The organism is Bradyrhizobium sp. USDA 3364 (assembly GCF_054056355.1).
The window spans coordinates 2,218,807-2,241,310 of sequence record NZ_JBSRYG010000002.1 but is presented as its reverse complement, the minus strand read 5'-3'; the positions used below and the strand labels follow the sequence as shown (position 1 = coordinate 2,241,310).

General features: G+C 64.6%; 21 protein-coding genes. 6 read left to right on the top strand and 15 right to left on the bottom strand.

Annotation, left to right across the window (positions count from 1 at the left end):
• The first annotated feature begins 42 nt into the window (after window positions 1–42).
• A complete protein-coding gene (locus ACVILL_RS10395; RefSeq protein ID WP_456728968.1) occupies window positions 43–861 on the top strand; it encodes a helix-turn-helix domain-containing protein in 819 nt (272 codons plus the stop codon).
• A 159-nt stretch (window positions 862–1,020) separates the two neighbouring features.
• Here ACVILL_RS10395 and ACVILL_RS10390 read toward each other — a convergent pair whose 3' ends face one another.
• On the bottom strand, window positions 1,021–2,244 hold the full coding sequence (locus ACVILL_RS10390; protein ID WP_456728967.1) for an ABC transporter substrate-binding protein: 1,224 nt from the start codon (window positions 2,242–2,244) through the stop codon (window positions 1,021–1,023).
• Window positions 2,245–2,458: 214 nt separating this feature from the next.
• Here ACVILL_RS10390 and ACVILL_RS10385 point away from each other — a divergent pair, with 214 nt between their 5' ends.
• The 4 genes from ACVILL_RS10385 (at window position 2,459) to ACVILL_RS10370 (ending at window position 8,780) form a co-directional block, all read left to right on the top strand.
• A complete protein-coding gene (locus tag ACVILL_RS10385) occupies window positions 2,459–3,325 on the top strand; it encodes a 3-keto-5-aminohexanoate cleavage protein (protein WP_456728966.1) in 867 nt (288 codons plus the stop codon).
• A 112-nt stretch (window positions 3,326–3,437) separates the two neighbouring features.
• Entirely contained in the window at window positions 3,438–5,036 is a 1,599-nt protein-coding gene (locus ACVILL_RS10380; protein WP_456728965.1) for an AMP-binding protein, read from the top strand.
• Between the two features lie 141 nt (window positions 5,037–5,177).
• Entirely contained in the window at window positions 5,178–6,803 is a 1,626-nt protein-coding gene (locus ACVILL_RS10375) for an acyl-CoA carboxylase subunit beta (RefSeq protein ID WP_456728964.1), read from the top strand.
• Window positions 6,804–6,815: 12 nt separating this feature from the next.
• The gene (locus ACVILL_RS10370) at window positions 6,816–8,780 is read left to right on the top strand and encodes an acetyl/propionyl/methylcrotonyl-CoA carboxylase subunit alpha (RefSeq protein ID WP_456728963.1); all 1,965 of its coding nucleotides are present in this window, start codon (window positions 6,816–6,818) and stop codon (window positions 8,778–8,780) included.
• A gap of 32 nt (window positions 8,781–8,812) precedes the next feature.
• On the opposite strand, the gene ACVILL_RS10365 is transcribed toward ACVILL_RS10370, so the two are convergent.
• The 10 genes from ACVILL_RS10365 to ACVILL_RS10320 all read right to left on the bottom strand — a co-directional run bounded on the left by ACVILL_RS10365 (window position 8,813) and on the right by ACVILL_RS10320 (window position 19,295).
• On the bottom strand, window positions 8,813–9,805 hold the full coding sequence (locus tag ACVILL_RS10365; RefSeq protein ID WP_456728962.1) for an ABC transporter ATP-binding protein: 993 nt from the start codon (window positions 9,803–9,805) through the stop codon (window positions 8,813–8,815).
• On the bottom strand, window positions 9,802–10,815 hold the full coding sequence (locus ACVILL_RS10360) for an ABC transporter ATP-binding protein (protein ID WP_456728961.1): 1,014 nt from the start codon (window positions 10,813–10,815) through the stop codon (window positions 9,802–9,804). The genes ACVILL_RS10365 and ACVILL_RS10360 overlap by 4 nt, the downstream gene beginning before the upstream one ends.
• Complete coding sequence (locus ACVILL_RS10355) at window positions 10,815–11,708, bottom strand: ABC transporter permease (RefSeq protein WP_456728960.1); 894 nt, start codon at window positions 11,706–11,708, stop codon at window positions 10,815–10,817. The genes ACVILL_RS10360 and ACVILL_RS10355 overlap by 1 nt, the downstream gene beginning before the upstream one ends.
• Before the next feature lie 3 nt (window positions 11,709–11,711).
• The gene (locus ACVILL_RS10350; protein ID WP_028335293.1) at window positions 11,712–12,659 is read right to left on the bottom strand and encodes an ABC transporter permease; all 948 of its coding nucleotides are present in this window, start codon (window positions 12,657–12,659) and stop codon (window positions 11,712–11,714) included.
• Window positions 12,660–12,750: 91 nt separating this feature from the next.
• Entirely contained in the window at window positions 12,751–14,346 is a 1,596-nt protein-coding gene (locus tag ACVILL_RS10345; protein WP_456728959.1) for an ABC transporter substrate-binding protein, read from the bottom strand.
• A gap of 21 nt (window positions 14,347–14,367) precedes the next feature.
• Window positions 14,368–14,526 carry a hypothetical protein gene (locus ACVILL_RS10340; RefSeq protein WP_456728958.1) on the bottom strand — a complete coding sequence of 53 codons (159 nt, stop codon included), beginning with the start codon at window positions 14,524–14,526 and terminating at the stop codon, window positions 14,368–14,370.
• A 235-nt stretch (window positions 14,527–14,761) separates the two neighbouring features.
• Window positions 14,762–15,649 carry a TauD/TfdA dioxygenase family protein gene (locus tag ACVILL_RS10335; RefSeq protein ID WP_456728957.1) on the bottom strand — a complete coding sequence of 296 codons (888 nt, stop codon included), beginning with the start codon at window positions 15,647–15,649 and terminating at the stop codon, window positions 14,762–14,764.
• A gap of 79 nt (window positions 15,650–15,728) precedes the next feature.
• Complete coding sequence (locus ACVILL_RS10330) at window positions 15,729–16,427, bottom strand: DUF2270 domain-containing protein (protein WP_456728956.1); 699 nt, start codon at window positions 16,425–16,427, stop codon at window positions 15,729–15,731.
• A gap of 123 nt (window positions 16,428–16,550) precedes the next feature.
• Complete coding sequence (locus tag ACVILL_RS10325; RefSeq protein WP_456728955.1) at window positions 16,551–18,101, bottom strand: AMP-binding protein; 1,551 nt, start codon at window positions 18,099–18,101, stop codon at window positions 16,551–16,553.
• A 39-nt stretch (window positions 18,102–18,140) separates the two neighbouring features.
• Complete coding sequence (locus ACVILL_RS10320; protein WP_456728954.1) at window positions 18,141–19,295, bottom strand: iron-containing alcohol dehydrogenase; 1,155 nt, start codon at window positions 19,293–19,295, stop codon at window positions 18,141–18,143.
• 511 nt (window positions 19,296–19,806) lie between these two features.
• Here ACVILL_RS10320 and ACVILL_RS10315 point away from each other — a divergent pair.
• The gene (locus ACVILL_RS10315) at window positions 19,807–20,109 is read left to right on the top strand and encodes a DUF6916 family protein (RefSeq protein WP_456728953.1); all 303 of its coding nucleotides are present in this window, start codon (window positions 19,807–19,809) and stop codon (window positions 20,107–20,109) included.
• Here ACVILL_RS10315 and ACVILL_RS10310 read toward each other — a convergent pair.
• The 4 genes from ACVILL_RS10310 to ACVILL_RS10295 are packed head-to-tail and all read right to left on the bottom strand — an operon-like array spanning window position 20,091 to window position 22,249.
• On the bottom strand, window positions 20,091–20,654 hold the full coding sequence (locus ACVILL_RS10310; RefSeq protein ID WP_456728952.1) for a GNAT family N-acetyltransferase: 564 nt from the start codon (window positions 20,652–20,654) through the stop codon (window positions 20,091–20,093). The two genes, ACVILL_RS10315 and ACVILL_RS10310, sit on opposite strands and share 19 nt — an antisense overlap.
• An 8-nt stretch (window positions 20,655–20,662) precedes the next feature.
• Complete coding sequence (locus tag ACVILL_RS10305) at window positions 20,663–21,190, bottom strand: phage tail protein (protein ID WP_456728951.1); 528 nt, start codon at window positions 21,188–21,190, stop codon at window positions 20,663–20,665.
• 14 nt (window positions 21,191–21,204) lie between these two features.
• Window positions 21,205–21,693 (bottom strand): phage tail protein, encoded by a 489-nt coding sequence (locus ACVILL_RS10300; protein ID WP_456728950.1) that lies wholly within the window; start codon window positions 21,691–21,693, stop codon window positions 21,205–21,207.
• 43 nt (window positions 21,694–21,736) lie between these two features.
• Window positions 21,737–22,249, bottom strand: coding sequence for a phage tail protein (locus ACVILL_RS10295; RefSeq protein WP_456728949.1), 513 nt, complete (start codon window positions 22,247–22,249; stop codon window positions 21,737–21,739).
• Between the last annotated feature and the right edge of the window lie 255 nt (window positions 22,250–22,504).

The window sequence follows — 22,504 nt, the reverse complement described above, 5'->3', positions numbered from 1 at the left end:
CCGGCCGCAGCGGCCCAAAGAGCCGCGCGAGGAGGAACCGCCATGGACGCGATCGTGGACGCAAAGGGCGAGCAATCCGGCCACCGGATGCTGATTACGCCGGAACGGGTGTTCTATGCCGGGCTGCTCGGCCGCCCGCGCGAACGCTGTCCCGGTGCATTCCATGTCTATGTCGCGATCCGCGACGGCTTGCATCTGTCGACCAGCGAAGGCCGCGAGTCGCACGGCGAGCTCGCGGTGACGATGCCGAACCTGCGCCACACCATCACCAGCGAATATCGTTCGGCGATCTGCGTTGCGATCGAGCCGGAAAGCGTGCCCGATGGCACGCTGGACGCGGTCGCCCGCCGCCTGCAAGGACCGGACTCGCACCATTTCGCCAATCGCATCCGCTCAGCCTATGCGACGCTCGCCGAGATGCAACATCGCGATGCGATCGCCAATGCCGAGTTCGACACCATGTGCTTCGGCGACGCGCTGCCGCAGCGCGCGCTCGATCCACGCGTGGTGCGCGCGATCGGCCGCATCGGGCAGTTCTCCGGCGAGCCGGTGACGGCGGCGGGCTGCGCCGCCGAGGCCGGGCTGTCGCCGTCGCGCTTCCTGCATCTGTTCAAGGAGGAGACCGGAATCTCCTTCCGCTCCTTCCGCGCCTGGAAGCGCGCGCGGCACCTGCTGCATTTCGCCAACCAGGACATCAACCTCGCGCATCTCGCGCAGGACATCGGCTATCCCGACTCGACCCATTTCAGCCACTCGATCCGCCGCTTCTATGGCCTGAAGCCGCGCGCGATCTTCTCCGGCTCGCGCGATCTTGCGATCTATCGCACCGGGCAGGCGACGAGCGAGAGGGTTTTGACCTAGCTCGTCGTCCCGGCGAAAGCCGGGACCCATTACCACAGCCGGTTATTGTTTCAAAAGGTCTCTGCCATCCCGCATCACGGATAGATCACGCGGTATGGGTCCCGGCTCCCGTGCGCAATTGCGCACTAGGCCGGGAGACGGTTGAGATTTGTCTCCACCTTAGAGATTCGCGCCCTCGATCACCTCGCCGAACCGCAGCCAGCCCGGGCCCTCGATCCGCTGCAACTGCAATTGCCGCAGCGGGTGATGATTGGTCGGGCTGGTGTTGACCTTGATGCCGGGCAGCAATGTCGGGACATGGACGTCCTTCAGATTGTTCGCCTGCGCCATGATGTTGTCGCGGGTGAAATTGCCCTTGCATTGCTCGAGCACGATCTTGAGCACGTTCGCCACCATATAGGCGTAGAGGTTGTAGCCTTCCTTCGGATTGCCGTCGGGGAAATACTTCTCCATGAAGGCGAGGAAATCCTTCACGCCTTGGTCATTGGCCCAGGCCGGATCGGCAACGTCCTTGATATAGGCCGATGAGATCGTGCCCTGCGCCTTGTCGAGGCCGACGGGGACGATGGTCGAGGACAGCGAGGCGGCGCCGCTGGCGATGAAGTGCATCGGCTTCCAGCCGAGCTCGTAGATCTTGCGGATCGACTGCGCGCAGAACTTTGCCGTGGTGCCCGAGATCAGCACGTCGGGATTGGCGCCGCGCAGCGCGACGATCTGGGAATCGATGGTGGGATCGGTGACCTCGTGCGAGGTCACCACGGCCGATGTCGCGAACCGCTCACCCAGCACGTCCTTGGTGCCGGCGACGAAATCCTTGCCGAGATCGTCGTTCTGGTAGAGCACCGCGATCTTCGCGTCCTTGTGCTGGCTCAGCGCATATTTGACGAACACCTGTGCTTCGGTGCGCGCACTCGGCGCAAAGCCCATGGTCCATGGATAGGATTTATAGTCGCCCCATTTGTCGCCGTTCACCGATAGGAACAGATGTGGGACCTTCGCTGCGTTGATGTATTTGACGACGGCCGAATTCGGCGCGGTGCCGAGCATGTTGAACAGGAAGGCGACATTGTCGCTCTCGATCAGGCGGCGCACCTGCTCGACCGTCTTCGCCGGATTGAACGCATCGTCATAGTAGATGTACTTGATCTGCCGGCCGGCGATGCCGCCCTGCTCGTTCAGCATCTTGAAATAGGCTTCCTGGCAGCGCGCCTGCACGCCTAGCGCCGACACCGGGCCACTCAGGGACGTGGTGCTGCCGATCCTGATCTCGGTTGCGGTGATGCCGGGTGTGTCGTCCGCCAGCGAAGGCCGGAAGCCCGTGACAGCGGCAAGTCCGGCGCCTGCCGCGCCGGTGAGCCATGTGCGCCGGTTGATCGAGACCATGACGTTCTCCCCGTGATGCCGGCTTGTTGCGCCGCTTCTGCTTGGCGCAAAGCCTACGCGTCACGTGGGTTTCTCGTCTTGTGTTAACCGGCTGGCGGCGGATTACGGCGTGATCGCATCCACTTAGCCAGTCAACGCAAGATGGCGCGAAGGCAAATTTCTCATCATGGGAAAATCAGCAGCGCAGGTGCGCTGCAATGCGGACGAGAGACCCATGAGCGACAAGGCCGTCATCACCTGCGCGCTGAACGGCGTGCTGACCGACCCGAAGCAGCACAACGTTCCGGTGACGCCGGAACAGATGGCGCGCGAGGCCAGGGCCGCGTTCAACGCCGGTGCCAGCATCATGCACATCCATCTGCGCCAGCAGGAGCCGAACCAGGGCCATCTGCCGTCCTGGGACGTCGGCGTCAGCAAGGAAATCCAGCAGGCGATCCGCGAGGCCTGCCCCGGCGTGATCATCAACCACACCACCGGCACCTCGGGCCCGAACTACCAGGGCGCGCTCGATTGCGTGCGCGAGACAAAGCCGGAGATCGCGGCCTGCAATGCCGGGTCGCTGAACTATCTGAAGGTGAAGGCCGACAACACCTGGGCCTGGCCGCCGATGATGTTCGATAACGCGGTCGAGAAGGTGCAGGACTATCTCGACGTGATGAAGGCGGCCGGCACCATCCCTGAATTCGAGTGTTTCGACGTCGGCATCGTGCGCTGTGTCGGCATGTACCGGCAGACCGGCATGTATTCCGGCCCGCTCGAATATAATTTCGTGATGGGCGTGGCTTCGGGCATGCCGGCCGATCCGGAGCTGTTGCCGATCCTGTTGAAGCTGAAGGCGCCGGAGGCGCATTGGCAGGTCACCGCGATCGGCCGCGCCGAGATTTGGCCGCTGCACCAGCGCGCCGCCGATCTCGGCGGCCATCTGCGTAGCGGGCTGGAAGACACGTTCTATCTCGGCGACGGCACCAAGGTGACGTCGAACGGGCAGCTTGTCGAAGGTCTTGCCGCCTGCGCCCGGCGCGCCGGCCGCGAGATCGCGAGCCCGGCCGAGGCGCGGCAGATCTTTGGAACGAGGCACTAGGGTCGCCGCGTCGCTATTGCGGGCGTAGCGAAGCAATCCATCTTGCCACTCGAAGAAAGAGTGGATTGCTTCGTCGCCTCGCTCCTCGCAATGACGAGGCAGGAGGAATCGCATGGACAATCTCGCAGCTACCGGCGGCGTCACCGGGCCGGGCCGCATCGGGCGGGTCGCGATCGGCGATCTGCTGAAGCGCGCGGCGCGGCGGTTTCCCGATCGCGTCGCGCTGACCGACGGCAAGCGGCAGGTCACCTTCACCGAACTCGAGCGCGATGCCAATCGCTTCGCCAATCACCTCGTGCAACGAGGATTGAAGCCGGGCGAAAAGATCTCGACCATCTGCAACAACTCCGTCGAGTTCGTCAAAGCACTGTTCGGTATCCACCGCGCCGGCCTGGTCTGGGTGCCGATCAACACCATGCTCGGGCCGTCCGACATGGACTACATCCTCAGCCATGCCGAGGTCCGATTTGCCATCATCGACGACAACCTCCATGCTCAGCCCAATCGGCGCGCCGCGCTGGAGGCGCGCGGCATGGAAATGATCGCGATCGACCTGACCGGCAATGCAGACAAGACTGGATTGCCGGAATTCAACGGTCTCCTGAATGGGCAGTCCAACGTCGAGCCTGACATCGAGATCAACGATCGCGATCTCGCGATGATCATCTACACATCGGGCACGACCTCGCGGCCGAAGGGCGCGATGCATTGCCATCTCGCGGTGGTCATGGCCGTGATGAGCAATTGCATCGAGATGCAGCTGTCGCGCGACGACGGCATCACCGGGCAGTTTCCGTTGTTCCACTGCGCCGGCCATGTCCTGCTGCTCAGCTATCTCTCGGTCGGCGGTCGCATGGCGCTGATGCGCGGCTTTGATCCGGCAGTCTGCATGGAAGCGATCGTTCGCGACCGGCTGACCGTGTTCGTCGGCCTGTCGCTGATGTACCAGGCGATCCTCGATCACCCACGCCGGCGCGAATACGATCTGTCGGGCCTGCGCTGCTGCATCTACACCATGGCGCCGATGGGCAAGCCGCTGCTCGAGCGCGCCATTGCCGACCTCTGCCCGAACTTTGTGCTGACCAGCGGCCAGACCGAGATGTATCCGGCGACGACGATGTCCCGCCCGGAGGTGCAACTCGACCGCTTCGGCAACTACTGGGGTGAATCGCTCATCGTCAACGAGACCGCGATCATGGACGATAGCGGCAATCTGCTGCCGCGCGGCGAGATTGGCGAGCTGGTGCATCGCGGGCCCAACGTGATGATGGGGTACTACAAGGACCCGAAGTCGACCGAGGAGGCCCGCAGGTTCGGCTGGCACCATACCGGCGATCTCGCCCTGATCGATGCCAATGGTGAAGTGTTGTTCCTCGATCGCAAGAAGGACATGATCAAGTCGGGCGGCGAGAACGTCGCCTCCGTCAAGATCGAGGAGACACTGCTGGCGCACCCCGCAGTGCAGAATGCCGCCGTGGTCGGCCTGCCGCATCCGCAATGGGGCGAGGCGGTCTCCGCCTTCGTCAAGCTGAAGCCGGGCGCGGTGGCCGACGAGGCCGGCATCGAGGCGCATTGCCGAAAGCATCTCGGAGGCTTCCAGGTGCCGAAACTGGTGCGTATCCTCGAGGAGATGCCGATGACCGCGACCGGCAAGCTGCGCAAGGTCGAGCTGCGGCAGCAATACAGCGAGTATTTTGTGGAGCGCGCGTAATGTCTGTTTGGTTACTGTCATTCCGGGGCGCGCGCAGCGCGAACCACAGATGCGCAGTGTGCATCGGGGAATCTCGCGCAACGACCTCTGGATTCCGGGTTCGATGCTTCGCATCGCCCCGGAATCACGAATAGGCTGGACATGGCCATCATCGAGAACACCATCGCCACCGGCAGCGCCGCGTTCCTGGGCAATCGCGACGGCATGCTGGCGCTGATCGCCCGGATGCGGGGGCTTGAGGAGCGGACGCGCGCGGCGTCCGCCGCCGCCAAGGACCGCTTCCACAAGCGCGGGCAACTCCTGCCACGCGAGCGCGTCGCGTTGGTGCTCGATCCCGGCTCGCCGTTCCTCGAACTGTCGACGCTCGCCGGCTACATGTTCGACGTGGCTGATGCGGCCAAGAGCGTGCCCGGCGGCGGACTGGTTGCGGGCATCGGCTTCGTCTCCGGCATCCGCTGTATGGTCAGCGCCAATGATGCCGGCATCGACGCCGGCGCGCTGCAGCCGTACGGCCTCGACAAGACGCTGCGGGTGCAGGAACTCGCGCTGGAGAACAAGCTGCCCTATGTGCAGCTCGTCGAGAGCGCCGGCGCCAATCTGCTGCGCTACCGGGTCGAGGATTTCGTCCGCGGCGGCAACATTTTTCGCAATCTGGCGCGGCTGTCGGCGGCGGGGCTTCCGGTCGTCACGGTGACGCACGGTTCCTCGACTGCGGGCGGCGCCTATCAGACGGGCCTCTCCGACTATATCGTGATGGTGCGCGGCCGGACCCGCGCGTTCCTCGCCGGGCCGCCTTTGCTCAGGGCCGCGACCGGCGAGATCGCGACCGAGGAGGAGCTCGGCGGCGCCGAGATGCACACCCAGGTCTCCGGCCTCGGCGACTATCTCGCCGAGGACGACCGCGATGCGCTGCGCATCGCGCGCGAGATCATGGCCAAGCTGCCGTGGGATCGTCCTCAGGACCGGCCGAGCCCAGAACCAGCCGCGTTCAAGCCGCGCTACGACGCGGAGGAACTCCTCGGCATCATGCCGATGGATCACAAGCGGCCCGTCGACATGCGGCAGGCGATTGCGCGCTTCATCGACGATTCCGACTTCACCGAGTTCGGCGCCAATTACGGCCCGGCGACGGTCTGCGGTCATGCCCGCATCGAGGGGCAGGCCATCGGCATCATCACCAATAACGGCCCGCTCGATGTGCCCGGCGCCAACAAGGCGACGCATTTCATCCAGGCCTGCTGCCAGTCGCGCACGCCGATCCTCTACATGAACAACACCACCGGCTACATGGTGGGCAAGGCCTATGAAGAGGCCGGCATGATCAAGCACGGCTCCAAGATGATCCAGGCGGTGACCTCGGCGACGGTGCCGCAGATCACGCTGTATTGCGGCGCCTCGTTCGGCGCCGGCAATTACGGCATGTGCGGCCGCGGCTTCCATCCGCGGTTCTGCTTCTCCTGGCCGAACGCCAAGACGGCCGTGATGGGTGGCGAGCAGGCCGCCGAAACCATGGCGATCGTGACCGAGGCCGCTGCCGCGCGGCGGGGCAAGCCGATCGAGAAGGAGAAGCTGGAGGCGATGAAGGCGCAGATCACCGGCGTGTTCGACAGCCAGATGGACGTGTTCTCGACCAGCGCCCGCGTGCTCGACGACGGCGTGATCGATCCGCGCGATACGCGCGCGGTGCTGTCAGAGGTGCTTGCGATCTGCCGCGAGGCCGAGGCACGCACCCCGCAGCGGATGCAGTTCTCGGTGGCGCGGCCATGAGCGGGGGCAATCGTGAGACGGACGCCGTTCTTCAAGATCCTGATCGCCAATCGCGGCGAGATCGCGCTGCGCATCATGCGATCAGCGCGGCGGCTCGGCTATGGCGTCGTCGCGGTCTATTCGGACGCCGACCGCGACGCGCTGCATGTGAGCGAGGCCGACCAGGCGGTGCGGATCGGTGAGGCGTTGCCGGCGCAGTCCTATCTGAAGATCGACGCCATCGTCGCTGCCGCCAAGGCAAGCGGCGCCAGCGCGGTGCATCCTGGCTACGGCTTCCTCGCCGAGAACGAGGACTTTGCGCGGGCCTGCTGCGATGCGGGGCTGGTGTTCATCGGGCCATCGCCGGAAGCGATCCTTGCGATGGGCAACAAGGCCGGCGCCAAGGACATCATGCAAAAGGCCGGCGTGCCTTGCGTGCCCGGCTATCAGGGCGCCGATCAGAGCGATGCCGTGATGCTGGCGGAAGCCAAGGCGATCGGCTTCCCCGTCATGATCAAGGCAGTCGCCGGTGGCGGCGGCCGCGGCATGCGGCTGGTCGCGGATGCCGCGGCATTTCCGGATGCGCTGCGCAGCGCCCGCTCGGAGGCGCAGGGTGCGTTCGGCGATCGCACCGTGATCCTCGAGCGCGCGATCGTCGATCCGCGCCACATCGAGATCCAGGTGTTCGGGGATCGCCATGGCAACGCCATCCATCTCGGCGAACGCGATTGCTCGGTGCAGCGGCGTCACCAGAAGCTGATCGAAGAGGCCCCGTCGCCGGCGGTGACGCCGGAGTTGCGCGCGCGCATGGGCGCGGTCGCGGTGCAAGCGGTCAAGGCAATCGGCTACGAAGGCGCCGGCACGCTGGAGTTCCTGCTCGATCGCGCTGGCAATTTCTACTTCATGGAGATGAACACGCGGCTGCAGGTCGAGCATCCCGTCACCGAGGCGATCACCGGGCTCGATCTCGTCGAATTGCAGCTTCGCGTCGCCCGCGGCGAGCCAATCGGCGTGAGGCAGGAGGAAGTCTCCTTCTCCGGTCATGCCATCGAGGTGCGGCTCTGCTCGGAGGATGCGGGGCACGACTTCATGCCGCAATCCGGCACGATGGCGCGGTGGCAGATGCCCGATGGCATCCGTGTCGAGCACGCGCTGCAGTCCGGCTCGGAGATCCCGCCATTCTATGATTCGATGATCGCCAAGGTCATCAGCCATGGCGCGACCCGCGACGAGGCGCGCGGCAGGTTGATCTGCGCGCTGGAGCAGTTGACGGCCTTCGGCGTCACCACCAATCAGGGTTTTCTGATCGACTGCCTGCGCAATCCGGTTTTCGCCAAGGGCGAGGCGACCACAGCCTTCATCGGCAATAACCGCGATGCGCTGCTGGCGCCGCGGCCGGATCGCGGCAGCGACGTCGCGCTCGCGGCGCTGCTGCTCTATGTCACCCATCCGCATGCGCCGCCATGGCAGCGCGGCCGGTCGCTGTCGGCGACATTCCCGCTCGGCTTGCGGATCGATCTCGGCCACGGCGTGCAGGAGATCGAGATCGTCCGCGAGCGCGACGGCAGCTACCTCGCGACCTGCAACGGCGATCGGTTCCGCTTCGTGATCGACGAGTTCGATCAGGACAGCATCCGCTTTCACCACGACGGTGTGATGGAGCAGGCCAGGTTCCTGCGCGATGGCGATAGGCTCTATGTCCTGCATCGTGGCGTCACGCTGTCGGCGCGCGATCTCACGCTGGCGCCGCCGGAGAGCGCGTCGGCCGCCGGCGGCGACGGCAAGGTCCGCGCGGCGATGAACGGCCGGGTCGTTGCGGTGCTGGTGAAAGCCGGTGACAAGGTCGCGGCCGGGCAGCCGGTGATGACGCTCGAGGCGATGAAGATGGAGCACGTCCACACCGCCGGCGTCGCGGGCACGGTGTCGTCGATCGATGTCGCCGAGGGCGAGCAGGTGACGACCGGGAAGATCGTGGTGGAGATCGAGGCCGCGGCATAGGGTGTCGCCCGGCTTTCGCCGGGACGACGGCTCTACTCTTCACGCCCCGTGCCGTCATTGAGCCAGCACGCGACCTGATGGCGCGCTCCCGCCTCCTGCAGCACCGGCCGCTCGGTCCTGCAGCGATCGATCGCGTAGCGGCAGCGGGTGTGGAAGGCGCAGCCGGAGGGCGGATTGATCGGGCTCGGCACGTCGCCGTCGATCAAGGGCGCGGTGCGCTTCGCCTTGGGGTCGGCGATCGGCACCGAGGCGAGCAGCGCCTGGGTGTAGGGATGGCGCGGATTGGCGAACAGCTCGTGCTTGTCGGCGATCTCGACGATGCGGCCGAGATACATAACGGCGACGCGGTGGCTGATATGGGCGACAACAGCGAGATCGTGCGCGATGAACAGGTAGGAGAAGTTCTGCTTGCGCTGCAGGTCGATCAGCAGGTTGATCACCTGCGCCTGGATCGAGACGTCGAGCGCGGAGACCGGCTCGTCGCAGACGATCAGCCGCGGCCCGAGCGACAGCGCGCGCGCGATGCAGATGCGCTGCCGCTGGCCGCCGGAGAACTGGTGCGGAAAATTCTTCATCTGGTCGGGCCGCAGGCCGACCTGCTGGAATAAATCCGCGACGCGCTCCTGCTTCTTCGCACCGCTCGCAAGCCCATGCACGGTCAAGGGTTCGCCGACGATGTCGCCTGCCGTCATGCGGGGGTTGAGCGAGGCGAACGGATCCTGGAACACGATCTGCATCGAGCGGCGGTATGGCCGCAGCGCGGTCTTGCTGAGTGGTGCGATGTCCTCGCCGTCGAGCTTGATGGCGCCGCTGGTCGGCTCGACCAGCCGCAGCACGGTGCGCGCCACGGTCGACTTGCCGCAGCCGGATTCGCCGACAAGTCCGAGCGTTTCGCCGGCGCCGAGCGCGAAGCTGACGCCGTCGACCGCATGCACGGTGCCGACCTGCCGGCGCAGCACGCCGCCGCGCACCGCGTAGTGCTTGACGAGATCCGTGACTTCGAGAAGCGGGCGTTGCTCGGTCATGACGCCTCCGCCAGTTCGCCGGCGCGCCAGCACGCCGCCCAGTGATTGCTCCTGACCTCCTCGAGCGGTGGGTACTCCTGGCGGCAGCGGTCGATCGCGAGCTTGCAGCGCGGCGCGAAGGCGCAGCCGGGCGGCAATTTGGTCAGCGACGGCACCATGCCCGGGATTTCGACCAGCCGCACGTCGGTTTTCGCGTCGGGCGAGGGTACCGCGGGAATCGAGGCCATCAGCCCGCGCGTGTAGGGGTGCAGCGGCGTCTCGAACAATGATTCGACCGTCGCCTCCTCGACCTTCTTGCCGGCATACATCACGATCACCCGCTGTGCGGTCTGAGCGACGACACCGAGGTCATGGGTGATCAGGATCAGTCCGGTGCCGAGGCGCTGCTGCAAATCGACGATCAGCGCGAGGATCTGCGCCTGAATAGTGACGTCGAGCGCCGTGGTCGGCTCGTCCGCAATCAGCAGCGCGGGCCGGCAGGCCAGCGCCATCGCGATCATCGCGCGCTGGCGCATGCCGCCGGAGAGCTGGTGCGGATATTCCTGGGCGCGCCGCTCCGGTTCCGGGATGCGCACCAGCCGCAGCATGTCGACCGCCTGCTTCCAGGCCTCCTTATTGCTGACCTTCTGATGCAGCCGCACTGCCTCGATGATCTGGTCGCCGATCCGCATCACCGGATTGAGCGAAGTCATCGGCTCCTGGAAGATCATCGATATGCGGTTGCCGCGGATGTCGCGCATCGCGGCATCGTCGAGCTTCAGCAGATCGGTGCCTTCGAGCGTCACCGAGCCGCCGACGATGCGGCCGGGCGGATCGGGCACCAGGCGCATGATCGAGAGCGCGCTGACGCTCTTGCCGCAGCCGGATTCGCCGACGATCGCCAAGGTCTCGCCGCGGCGAACCGAGAACGAGACGTCGTCGACCGCGCGGAACAGGCCGGAGTTGGTGAAGAACACCGTTTGCAGGTTCTTCACGTCGAGAACCGTATCGAGCGTCTTAGCCTCGCTCATCAGCCGCGCTGCCTCGGATCGAGGATGTCGCGCAAGGCGTCGCCGAACAGATTGGTGCCGAACACGGCAAGGCTGATGGCGATACCGGGGAAGATCACCAGCCACGGCGCGGTGCGGACATATTCGGCGGCGGATTCAGACAGCATGCGGCCCCATGACGGATAGGGTTCGGGAATGCCGAGGCCGAGGAACGACAGCGACGCCTCGGTCAGGATGGTCGAGCCGAGCTGGGCGGTTGCCAGCACGATCAAGGGCGCAATGGTGTTCGGCAGCACATGGCGCAGCGCGATCCGCATCTCGCTCATGCCGATCGATTTCGCGGCCTCGACGAACGGCTGCTCGCGCAGCGCCAGCGTGTTGGCGCGGATCACGCGGGCAACGGTCGGGATCAGGGGAATTGCGATGGCGAGGATCACGTTCGGCAGCGAAGGGCCGAGTGCTGCGGTCATCACCAGCGCAAGCACCAGCAGCGGCAGCGATTGCAGGATGTCGGTGACGCGCTGGAACACGAGGTCGACCCAGCCGGAGAGATAGCCGGACGCAAGGCCCACGATCACGCCGAGCGTGGCGCCCAGCGTCGTGGAGCCGATGCCGACCGCAAGCGAGATCCGTGCGCCGTGGATGATGCGGCTCCAGACGTCGCGGCCGAACGAATCGGTGCCGAACCAGTGCAGCGCGGAGGGCGCGGCGAGCCGGTGCGCGGAATCCACGGTGAGTGGGTCGTAGCGGCTGATGAGGTTGGCAAAGATCGCGGTCAGCACGAACAGCAGCATGATGATCAGGCCGACCGTGCCGAGCACATGGCGTTGCGCGAGGAATGCCAGCCGTCCCCAGCCGCCGGTGGCGTTGGCCCCGGCGCGTCGCAATTCGCTGTCGAAATTGATCGTCGCCATCGGTTAGTCTCCGAACCGGATGCGCGGGTCGATTGCCGCATAGAGCATGTCGACGATGAAATTCACGACCACGACGACGACGGCGATGAACATCACGAGGTTCTGCACGATCGGATAATCGCGCCAGCGCAGCGCCTCGACCAGGAAGCGGGCGATGCCGGGGATGTTGAACACGGTCTCGGTCACGATTAGCCCGCCGATCAGGAACGCGGCCTCGATGCCGATCACGGTGATCACCGGCAGCACCGCGTTCTTCAGCGCGTGGTGATAGTTCACGGAGGCCTCCGAGGCGCCCTTGGCGCGCGCGGTACGGATGTAGTCCTGGCGCAGGATCTCCAGCATCGAGGAGCGCGTGATGCGCATGGTCAGCGCCGCGCTGCGGAAGCCGACCGCCATCGCCGGCACCGCATAGATGGTCAGCGCCTCGAGCCAGGTCTTCGGGTTCGGATTGAAGATGGGCATGGTGCCGAACAGCGAGACCGAGGCCATCAGGATCAAGAGGCCGAGCCAGAACGACGGCAGCGACAGGCCGCTGAGGCTGACGACGCGCAGCGCATAATCGAGCCTTGAGCCCTGGTGCACGGCGCTGATCACGCCGAGCGGAATGCCGATCGAGGCGGAGAACAACAGTGCCAGTCCCGCCAGCCGCGCGGTGATCGGAATCCGCGGCAGGATTTCCTCCAGCGCCGGCTTCTCGGAGACATACGAATAGCCGAGATCGCCGTGCAGCAGGCCGCCGATCCAGTGCAGATACTGGATCACGATCGGCTGGCTCAGGCCGAGCTCGCGCTCGAGATTGGCCTTGTCGGCGGGATCGACGAAGCCCGCGGCATCGAACAGGATGTCGACGATGTTGCCGGGTACGACGCGCAGCAGCACGAAGATGATGACCGAGATCCCGAACAGGGTCACGAGCATCAGGAACAGCCGCCGCACGATATAGGCAAACACCCTGGCTCTCTCCCCGATCTCGCCTGTGTCGTTCTTCTGACGCGTTTTCTTTACGCGAACCGGTATCCACTTCGCTCGAAAACGCTACGTCTTATTTATCCAGCCAGACGTCTTCGTAACGATAGCCGTTATAGGAGCTGTTGGACATGATCGTGACATTCTTCACGTAAGGCTTCCAGCAGGTGCCGGTGCGGGCATGGAAGATGATCGGTCGCGCGACGTCTTCCTGCAGTTTCTTGTCGATCTCCCAGACCAGCTTCTTGCGCTTGTCGAGATCGGTCTCCTCCGACTGCTGGTCGAACAGCTTCTCGATGTCCTTGTTGCAATAGTTGGTGTAGTTCCGTTCCGAGCCGCAGGCATAGTTCTCGTAGAAGGACTGGTCGGGTTCGTCGACGGCGTTGCCGGTCAGGTTGAGACCGAGCGAATAGTCCTTGCGCGCGATCTTCGGGAACCATTGCGCGGTGTCGACGACGTCGAGCTCGGCGTCGATATAGATGCTCTTGATCTGGTCGATCAGGATGATCGCCGGATCGCGGTAGACCGCGATGTTGCGCGTCGACACCTTGATCTGCAGATGCTTGTCCGGGCCATAACCCGCCTTCTGCATCAGCTTGCGCGCTTCCTCGCGGTTCTTCTCGACGTCGGGACCGTAGCCGGGGATCTGCTCCAGCATGTCCTTCGGCATCGCCCACAGGCCGTCCGGCGCCGGCTCCATGGTACCGCCGATGTCGCCTTGGCCCTCGAACATGATCTGGATGAACGCCTTGCGGTCGAGCGCCAGCGCAAGCGCGCGGCGGACGTCGAGATTGTCGAACGGCGGCGCGGTCGAGTTGATGATGATGTTGGTGGAGACGTTGTTCGGTTCCACCACGCAGACCGCTGTCGGGTCCTGCGACTTGACGTCCTTCAGCAGCGGGATCGAGACCTCGGTCGGGAACGTCATATCGAACTTGCCGGAGACGAAGCCGAGGATCGCCGTCGAGCGGTTCGGGATGATGGTAAACTCGATACCGTCGAGATAGGGCAGGCCCTTCTTGAAGTAATCAGGATTCTTGGTGAGCTTGATCGATTCGTTGGCCTTGAACTCGACGAATTTGAACGGACCGGTGCCGATTGGCTTGGTGCGCATCTCCGCCGGCGAGACGTGACAGGGATAGACCGGCGAGTAGCCCGAGGCGAGCAGCGACAACAGCGCAGGCTGCGGCCGCTTCAGCTTGAACGAGGCCTCATAGTCGCCGTTGGTGGTGACTTCCTGGACCTGGTCGTACCAGGATTTGCGCGGGTTTTGCCGGAACTTCTGCGGCGATTTGCCCATCAGCATGTCGAAGGTGCATTTGACGTCGGCCGCGGTGAACGGCTTGCCGTCGTGCCATTTCACGTCGTTGCGCAGCTTGAAAGTCAGCGTCTTGTTGTCGCCGCTCCAGGCCCAGCTTTCCGCAAGCTCGGGCCGGATCGTGCTGGCGCTGTTCTGGGCGATGTGCTGATCGAAGATGACGAGATTGTTGAAGATCGGCATGAACGGCACGTTCAGCGAATAGGTCGCGCCCTCGTGGATCGAGGCGCTGCCGGGGCTGTCGCGGTGATAGATTCTGAAGATGCCGCCCGATTTCGGTTCGGCTGCGCGTGAAACGTCGCTGATGGCCAGCACAGACAACACCGCGACGGCCAGCGCTTGCACGCTCCGCATGGTCCCCTCCCGCATTCGGTCTCAAAGGCCGATTGGCATCGACGATACCACGGTGAGGCTGTCGGGCAACCAGCGACGGTCGCGAAGGGATTGGTAATTCGGATGACGTGAGCGCATTAAAAATTTCCACGGACCGGGAATAATGGCTGCGATTGCGGGGAACTCCGGTTGTTTTGCCATGCAGCGATCCATCTCCGCTCGATTTCGATTGCTGATCCCGATTCGTGCGGTGTGAAGTGTTCCGCAATCAGCGACAGTTTGTCGCCGATGTTCGCTAAGCAGCGCCGAGGTTCGTTCCGTTATCCTGAGGAGCGCGGAACGCGCGTCTCGAAGGTTGCAGGGCCCGAGCCGGTGGCCGACTCATCCTTCGAGGCTCGCTGCGCTCGCGCCTCAGGATGAGGGGAAACATATGATCTCACTCCGCCGCCTGCGGTGAGGGCAGGCGCATGTTGGCGACGCCGTCGGCCTCGGTCGCAGAGATCGTGGTGCGGATCATCAGGCGGCCCTCATGCGCCGGCCACGGGCGGCCGCGATGCATGGTGGCGCGGTTGTCCCACATCACGACGTCGCCCTGCTTCCATTGGTGCAGATAGCTGACACCGGGCGCGGTCGCGGCGTCGGTCAATTGCTCGATCAGCGCCTTGCCGGCATCGGCATCCATGCCCTCGACGCCATAGGCATGAGAGGCGAGATACAACGCGCCACGGCCGTTGACGGGATTGCGCCAGACCATGCGCCAGCACACCGGCGGCAGCGCGTCGGTTTCCTCCGTCGTCGCGAGACCGGCGGCCACCTTGCTGCGTGAATGCGCGTAGGAGTGCCAGGCGAAGGAGTTCTCCAGCCGCTTCGCCAACTCCTTGTCGAGTCGCTCGAAGGCCAGCCGCATCGAGACGAACTCGGTTTCGCCGCCATGTTCGGGGATGATGCGCGCCGACAGGATCGAGGTCAGCGCCGGCACGCGCTTGAAGGAGGAATCAGTGTGCCAGAGCTGGTTGGCCCTGGCCCGCAGCTGCTGCCGATGGTCTGATGGAACCACCTTGCCGTCGGGTCCGAAGGTCGAGAGGATCACGAAATGCGAGCCGGTGCCCATCGAACCGACTTTTGTCACCTCTGGCGGACCGAAGCGGCGCGAGAAGGCGAGCTGGATGTCGTCGCTGACCTCCTGGCCACGGAACACCAGCACCGAATGTTGCTCGAACGCCGCGCGCACCGCCGCATAGGCGGCATCGCTGGCGGCAACGTCTGACAGCGTGACGCCGCGCAGTTCGGCGCCGAAGTCCGGACGCAGTGGGATCACTTCCATCGGCAAGACCTCCCTTTTCTTTGTTGTTGCTGCGAGGTTAGGGGAAATCTCCGCCACCGGCAACGCGACCGGTGGCACCTCACCCCATCGCGATCAGATTGTGCCGCGTGCGCCGGTCGGCGACCTCCATACGCTGCGTGACGAGGGCGAACAGCGCCCAGCTCGAATGGAAGGCGACGCCGGCCAGGATCACGATGGCTCCCGGAATCGGGCCGATCGAGGCGCGGTCCCAGATCGCGCTCATCTCGGTGAGCGGCAGCGGATGGATCGCGAGCTTGCCGTAGTAGGCGATGGCCTGGATCGCGAAGATCCAGCCATAGGTCCGGCGCAGCCGCCGGCCGACCGCGCGGGCAAAGCTGATGTGGTAGCTGGGGCGGCGATAATCGTTGGCCAGCAGCTCGGTCCAGGCCGCATTCGGCGATGGGTCTTCGCCGCGGATCATCGGCGCGTAGAAATCGGTTTCGAGCAACCGGGCGCGGGCGCGCCAGACGTTGAAGTAGCGGTAGCGCCGCGCCTCGAACAGCAGGAAGACCGTGACCAATAGCCCGACCAGCACCATCGGCAAAGGCGAGGCCTCCGCGTTGCTGTAGGTCGCCGACAGCGCGATCCCCGTCGTGACCACAGCCCAGTTGGTCGAGCTGTCGAGGCGGGTGCGCCAGACCGTACTGCGGTAGACCTCGCCGCGGTAGAGGTGGGCGAGCGCACCGATCTCGGCGGCGGTGAATTCGAGCCTGCCGGACAGTGCCGGCTCCGGCTCGCGCGGCTGGGGCGACGGCATGGCGGCCTCCGGCGAAGCTGGCTTGCGATTGCAGAGCATAACGCCAAATCCGCGCGGCGGGCGAGTCCGTTGCGGCCCGACGCCGATCCGGCCGCATCCGCGTGGCCCGTCGCACGGCCAGCCTCACACGATCCGCGAGGTCTTGTTGCCCCAGTAGCGATCGCGCAGCAGGCGCTTGTAGAGTTTGCCGGTCGGCAGCCGCGGCAGCTCGGCCTCGAAATCCACCGAGCGCGGCACCTTCTGGCGCGACAGCGAGCTGGCGCAGAAGGCGATCAGTTCATCGGCGAGCTCCTGCCCCGGCGCGATACCCTCGGCCGGCTGCACCACCGCCTTCACCTCCTCGCCGAGATCGAGGTTGGGCACGCCGAACACCGCGGCATCGGCGACCTTGGGATGGGTGATCAGCAGGTTCTCGCATTCCTGCGGATAGATGTTCACGCCGCCGGAGATGATCATGAAGGTGGCGCGATCGGTGAGGTAGAGGAAGTTGTCGTCGTCGACATAGCCGACGTCGCCGACCGTGCTCATGCTGCCGTCGGCCGAGCGCGCTTCGCTGGTCTTGGCGGGGTCGTTGAAATACTCGAATGGCGTGGCGGTCTTGAACCACACGGTGCCGGGCGTGCCCTTCGGGCAGGGCTGCATGTTCTCGTCGAGGATATGCAAATCGCCGAGCAGGACCTTGCCGACGGTGCCGCGATGGGCGAGCCATTCCGTGCTGTTGCAGGCGGTGAAGCCGAGGCCTTCGGTCGCGCCGTAATATTCGTGGATGATCGGGCCCCACCATTGGATCATGTCGTCCTTGACCAGCGCCGGGCAGGGCGCAGCGGCATGGATCGCGATCTCCAGCGTCGACAGGTCGTAGCGGCTGCGAACCTCCTCGGGCAGCTTCAGCATCCGCGAGAACATGGTCGGCACCAGCTGGCTGTGGGTGATGCCCCATTTTTGCACCAGCTCGAGATAGCGTTCGGGATCGAAACTCTCCATGATGACGACGGTGCCGCCCATCCGGATGGTGAGATTGACCGCGGCCTGCGGCGCCGAGTGATAGAGCGGCGCCGGCGATAGATAGACCATGCCCTCGCGGTAGTGCCAGAGCCGGGTCAGGAAATCGAACAGCGGCAGGTTTTCCGACGGCGGCTGCTCGGGCAGCGGCCGCACGATGCCCTTCGGCCGGCCGGTGGTGCCGGAGGAATAGAGCATCGCGGTGCCGGCATATTCGTCTGCGATCGGAGCCGACGGCAGGCCGGCGGTGGCCTCTCGCAGTCCGACGATGCGATCACCTTCACTGTCGCCGTCGACCACGATACACAGCTCGACCTGCGGACACTCCTTCAGCGCTTCGCGCGCGATGTCGAGCTTCAGCTTCGAAGTGATCAGGATCCGCGACTGGCTGTTGGTCAGGATGTAGGCGAGCTCGCCCGCGGTGAGATAGGAATTGACGCAGGTGAAGTAGAGCCCCGCGCGCTCGCCGGCGCCGCAGGCCTCGAGGTAGCGGTTGTTGTTCTCCATGAAGATCGAATAATGGTCGAGCCGCCGCAGGCCCTGCTTGCGGAACAGATGCGCGAGACGGTTGTTGCGCGCCTCGAGCTCGCGATAGGTGACGATCTCGCCGGTCCCGGCCATGATGAAGGCGGGTTGCAGCGGACGCAAATAAGCATGCTTGCCGGTATACATTGAGCTTTATTTCCTCCTCACTCACGGCTCGTTCTTGTTCTAGACCGCCATCGCCAGAATCTCGCGAACCTCTGACGGACTGTCGATCTTGCGCGGATTGCGCGGCACCCAGGGCGTGCGCATCGCACCCGCCGCGATGCGGTCGAAATGTTCGGGACCGACCTGCACCTCCTGAAGGCTGCGCGGCATCCCGAGGTCGCGGATGAAGCGGTCGAGTACGTCGCCGGCGTCTTCGCCCGGATGTCCCATCGCGGCCGCGACCAGCGCCTGCCGGTCGGCATTGTCGCGCTTGTTCCAGCGCATCACCGCGGGCAGCATCACGCACGAGGTGTAGCCATGCGGCACGTCGAACTCGGCGCCGAGCACGTAGCCGATGCCGTGGCTCGCGCCCATCGGCACGCCCGAGGCCAGCGGCCCGGTCGAGAGCCAGGTGCCGATCTGGCAATCCATCCGCGCTGAAATATCCTTCGGATCGGCCTTCACCCGCGGCAGGCCCGCCGCCAGCATCTCCAGCCCCTTGATCGCCTGCGCGTCGCCATAAGGATGCGCCTCGCGCGAGCAGATGCCCTCGACGCAATGATCGACGGCGCGGATGCCGGTCGACAGGAACAGCCAGTCCGGCGTGTGCACGGACAGTTCCGGATCGAGGATGGTGGCGCGCGGCATCACCAGCGGGTGGCGCAGCATCTCCTTCTGCCGCTTGGCCTCGTTGGTGACGCCTGCGATCGAGGAGAACTCGCCGCCGGCGATCGTGGTCGGCACGCTGATCTGGCGCACGGCCGGCGGCTTCATCTCCGGCGAGACGCCGCCACGGGTGCGGATGGTGTCGATGCCGTCGGATGTGGTGACGTCGTTGGCGAGGCAAAGCTGCACCGCCTTGGCGCCGTCGGTGATCGAGCCGCCGCCGATGGTGACGATCAGGTCGGCCTTTGCATCGCGCGCCTGTTCCGTCGCCGCGATGACCGCGGCGCGCGGCGTGTGCGCCGGCATCCTGTCGAAGGTTCCGGCGCAGCGAGGCCCAAGCGCCTGCCGGACCTTCTCGATCTCGTCGGTCTCGCGGTTCAGCGTGCCGGACACCATCAGGAAGGCGCGCTGCGCGCCCAGCCGGTCCAGTTGCTCGACGATGGCCTCACGGGCGGCCCGTCCGAACACGACTTCGTCCATGGCGCCGAAGATGACACGGCCTCGATGCACGCGCTCGTTCTCCTTCAAATTGGTCCGCCTTGCCGGCGGCCCATTGCCGGGAGGTTAGCGGAGGAAATCGGGGCCGTCATCAGTCCTCGGGCCATGCGGTTCGAGGCGACCGCATCCACCGCCGTCGTCCTGGCGAAAGCCAGCACCCATAGCCACCGGACTTGATGATGAACGGGATCGCGGCCCCAGCATCGCGCAATAGCTCTTATTCGGGGTAATGGGTCCTGGCTTTCGCCAGGACGACGGCGAATCTGTTGCACGGCTCGTGGATCATGCCTTCGCAATCTCTCGACATGATTTGCCGGCGTCTTGCGTTTACTTGTCGCTCAGATCGAACGGCAGGGGGGCCAACCTCTCTCTCGTCATTCCGGGCTCTCGCGGAGCCTGTCATCGGGCGCGCGTTCGCGCGACCCGTTTGCGAGCCCCGGAATGACAGCGAGAGGGCGCGGCAGAATCCTTGACCGTAGCGTCGCGGCGTGTGTTACACGTCGAAAGCAACAGGGGCGTGCGCATGACATCCACCGTCGATCTCGCGAAGCTGCACATTGATGACTTCACGCCGCACCGGGATGCGGAGTTCGAGATGCAGGCGGCGGATCGCGTCGTGGCGCTGAAGCTCGCCAAGATCGAGCCCGCCGGCAACAGCGGCCGACCGGGCGGTGCGTTCTCGCTGCTGTTTGCGGGGCCGAAGGGCGCGTGGCTGCCGCAGGCGATCTATCCGCTGCGGCATCCGGCGCTCGGCGTGATGGAGATCTTTCTGGTGCCGATCGGCCCGCTCGGCGGCGGCAACGGCTATCAGGCGATCTTCACCTGACGGTCGGCTTCTCCCGAAGCGCGCCAGCGCATCAGGTCGTAGACGCCCTTGTCTTCCTCGGTGACGAAGCCGAGCCGGCGGTAGAGGCGCATCGCCGGATTGAGCTTCTCGACATGGATCGAGACGTCCTTGCCGGCGGCGGACGCCTCGTCCATCGCATCGCGCAGCAGCGCCTCGCCGTAACCTCTGCCGCGGTGCGCCGGCATGAAGGCGATGTCGATGATGCGGTGCTGGCTCGGCCAGCGCTCGATGTAGAACCGGCCGATGTCTTCGTCCCCGCGTGCGATCACCAGCCAGTCGGCGTTCGGATAGTAGTGCTGGTAATGCGCGTGCTGGGCTCGGAATTGCTGCTCGAGAAAGGCGGCCTTGTCTGCCTTGCTCCAGGGCACCGGCGCCAGCTCCTCGGCGCGCGTCGAGGCATAGAGCCTGCCGAGGAACGGCAGATCGGCCTCCGCCAGGCGGCGAAAGCGGAAGCTGTACTGCGCAGCACGCGCCCAGCCAAAGGCGGGCGCAACGGAGCCTGTCGCGGTTGCGGCGAGAGCCAAGGCGGGCCTCAAGCCCGTGGCGGGTAGACGCCCTGTAGTGCGACGCAGAAATTCAGGGTCAGATAAGGCTGCATGTTGTTGTGGGGCTGGCCGTTGCCGGCGGGCGCGAGCGCATTGAAGTTCGTGGGAACCAGATTTGCAGACGTATTGGTCTGGTAGAATGTTCCATTCATCGACGTCGCAAGCGTGATGTTCGTCGTCAGCGTGCCCTGGGTGCCGTTCTCGACGGTCGCGAACATCTGATGGGTGTGAGATGGCATCTCGCTTTGAAGCAGCGTCACGGTGTCCGAGCCGCCGTTTTCGCCGAGATCATAGAGCGAAAGCCCGGGACCCTGCCCTGGCGCCATCGGCGCGTTGCCCTGCATGTCGGGCAGCGCGAAATTCGATTTGCCGTCGCCGCCATAGGTGGTGCCGAGCAGCGAGAATAGCGCGGTGTTCTGCGACAACGGCAATAGCTGGCCATCGCAAAATGCCCAGCCCTTGGGTGCAAAGTTGAAGGGAAAAATGCGAATCTCGGCAACGAATGGATCGGCCATGAATCGTCGCGCTCCTAGGTTTGGCTCGGGAAAATGCCGAACAGCGAAATGATGAAGCTGACGCAGAGGAACGGCTGCAAATTGGTGTGCGGCTGGCTGCCGCCGACAAACGAGACCGAAGAGGCAGCCATCGGAGCGTCCGCGTTCTCCACCGCATACAGCTGCATCAGGGTCGACGAGGCAAGCACGTTGTTCGATGGGCCCGGCTGCGAGCCGTTATTCTTCGAACCCATCAACGGATGCGAATGCGACGGTATCTGCTGCGTGGTGAGAGTTATGGTTTCGGCACCACCAGTCTCCCCGATCGTGTAGGTCGTACCGCTGCCGGCGGTGCCCATGTGGAGCGGCAGCCGACCGCGCAGATCAGGCACCTTGAAGGTGCTTTCGCCGTCGCCGCCGTAGGTGGTCCCGATCAATTGAAACAAGGTCTCGTATTCGGAGATCGCCAGCGTGCTCCCATCACAGAAATTCCATCCGGCCGGGGCGAAATTGCCGCCGAACATGCGGATTTCGCCTACATAGGGTTGTGCCATGGGGGCTTGTCCTTCAGGTTTGCGACGGGAAAATGCCCTGCAGGGCAATACTGAAGTTGATGGTCAGGAAAGGTTGCATGTTGAGGTGCGCCTGACTGCCGCCAACATTGGCAATTGAACCCGTTTTCAAATTGGTCAGGTTGTTCGGCGGGCCATAGGCATTGCCGGGATCCTGCGCCAGGACGTTACCGACACTGTTCAGATTGGGATTGGGTGTGTTTCCCTGCGAACTCGATCCGCTCAGGGTGTGGAAGTGGGTCGGCATCTCGCTCGTCGAGACCGTATGTGCCTCCTCGCCGCCGCGCCCGCCGAGCGTCTGGCCACCGCCCATATGAATGGGCACCCGGCCGCGCAAATCGGGAAGACCGAAATTGACCCGTCCATCGCCGCCATAGGTCGTGCCGAGCAGAGAAAATAGTGCCTGGTTCTGATTGATCGGCATCAACTGGCCGTTGCAGAACGCCCAGCCCTTCGGCGGAAAGTTGAACGACATCATGCGGATTTCGGAAAGAAACGGCTCGGCCATCGGTCCTCCGCGAATACGTCGTAAGATTTGTGAAAAATGCGAGACGAAGATGTCGCGTCCCACAACGGCTGCACGATAGCGTGTTTTGCGTCGAGTGCAACCTCAACGATTGTTTGATTTTTGCGATTTTCGTTCGAGCGCGCGATGCATTTGCGCCGTTGCGGCGAGCGAATGTTGCATTGCTGTGATCGATGCGAACTTTCGCGAACGCGGGGCGCCTGCCGGGCTTTTCCGGCAGGCGTTGTTCTGGACGCG

Excerpts from the sequence above, each read along its gene's own strand:
- ACVILL_RS10395 (WP_456728968.1), top strand. The coding sequence starts at position 43 with ATGGACGCGATCGTGGACGCAAAGGGCGAGCAATCCGGCCACCGGATG.
- ACVILL_RS10390 (WP_456728967.1), bottom strand. The coding sequence starts at position 2,244 with ATGGTCTCGATCAACCGGCGCACATGGCTCACCGGCGCGGCAGGCGCC.
- ACVILL_RS10385 (WP_456728966.1), top strand. The coding sequence starts at position 2,459 with ATGAGCGACAAGGCCGTCATCACCTGCGCGCTGAACGGCGTGCTGACC.
- ACVILL_RS10380 (WP_456728965.1), top strand. The coding sequence starts at position 3,438 with ATGGACAATCTCGCAGCTACCGGCGGCGTCACCGGGCCGGGCCGCATC.
- ACVILL_RS10375 (WP_456728964.1), top strand. The coding sequence starts at position 5,178 with ATGGCCATCATCGAGAACACCATCGCCACCGGCAGCGCCGCGTTCCTG.
- ACVILL_RS10365 (WP_456728962.1), bottom strand. The coding sequence starts at position 9,805 with ATGACCGAGCAACGCCCGCTTCTCGAAGTCACGGATCTCGTCAAGCAC.
- ACVILL_RS10360 (WP_456728961.1), bottom strand. The coding sequence starts at position 10,815 with ATGAGCGAGGCTAAGACGCTCGATACGGTTCTCGACGTGAAGAACCTG.
- ACVILL_RS10355 (WP_456728960.1), bottom strand. The coding sequence starts at position 11,708 with ATGGCGACGATCAATTTCGACAGCGAATTGCGACGCGCCGGGGCCAAC.
- ACVILL_RS10345 (WP_456728959.1), bottom strand. The coding sequence starts at position 14,346 with ATGCGGAGCGTGCAAGCGCTGGCCGTCGCGGTGTTGTCTGTGCTGGCC.
- ACVILL_RS10340 (WP_456728958.1), bottom strand. The coding sequence starts at position 14,526 with ATGGCAAAACAACCGGAGTTCCCCGCAATCGCAGCCATTATTCCCGGT.
- ACVILL_RS10335 (WP_456728957.1), bottom strand. The coding sequence starts at position 15,649 with ATGGAAGTGATCCCACTGCGTCCGGACTTCGGCGCCGAACTGCGCGGC.
- ACVILL_RS10330 (WP_456728956.1), bottom strand. The coding sequence starts at position 16,427 with ATGCCGTCGCCCCAGCCGCGCGAGCCGGAGCCGGCACTGTCCGGCAGG.
- ACVILL_RS10325 (WP_456728955.1), bottom strand. The coding sequence starts at position 18,101 with ATGTATACCGGCAAGCATGCTTATTTGCGTCCGCTGCAACCCGCCTTC.
- ACVILL_RS10315 (WP_456728953.1), top strand. The coding sequence starts at position 19,807 with ATGACATCCACCGTCGATCTCGCGAAGCTGCACATTGATGACTTCACG.
- ACVILL_RS10305 (WP_456728951.1), bottom strand. The coding sequence starts at position 21,190 with ATGGCCGATCCATTCGTTGCCGAGATTCGCATTTTTCCCTTCAACTTT.
- ACVILL_RS10300 (WP_456728950.1), bottom strand. The coding sequence starts at position 21,693 with ATGTTCGGCGGCAATTTCGCCCCGGCCGGATGGAATTTCTGTGATGGG.
- ACVILL_RS10295 (WP_456728949.1), bottom strand. The coding sequence starts at position 22,249 with ATGGCCGAGCCGTTTCTTTCCGAAATCCGCATGATGTCGTTCAACTTT.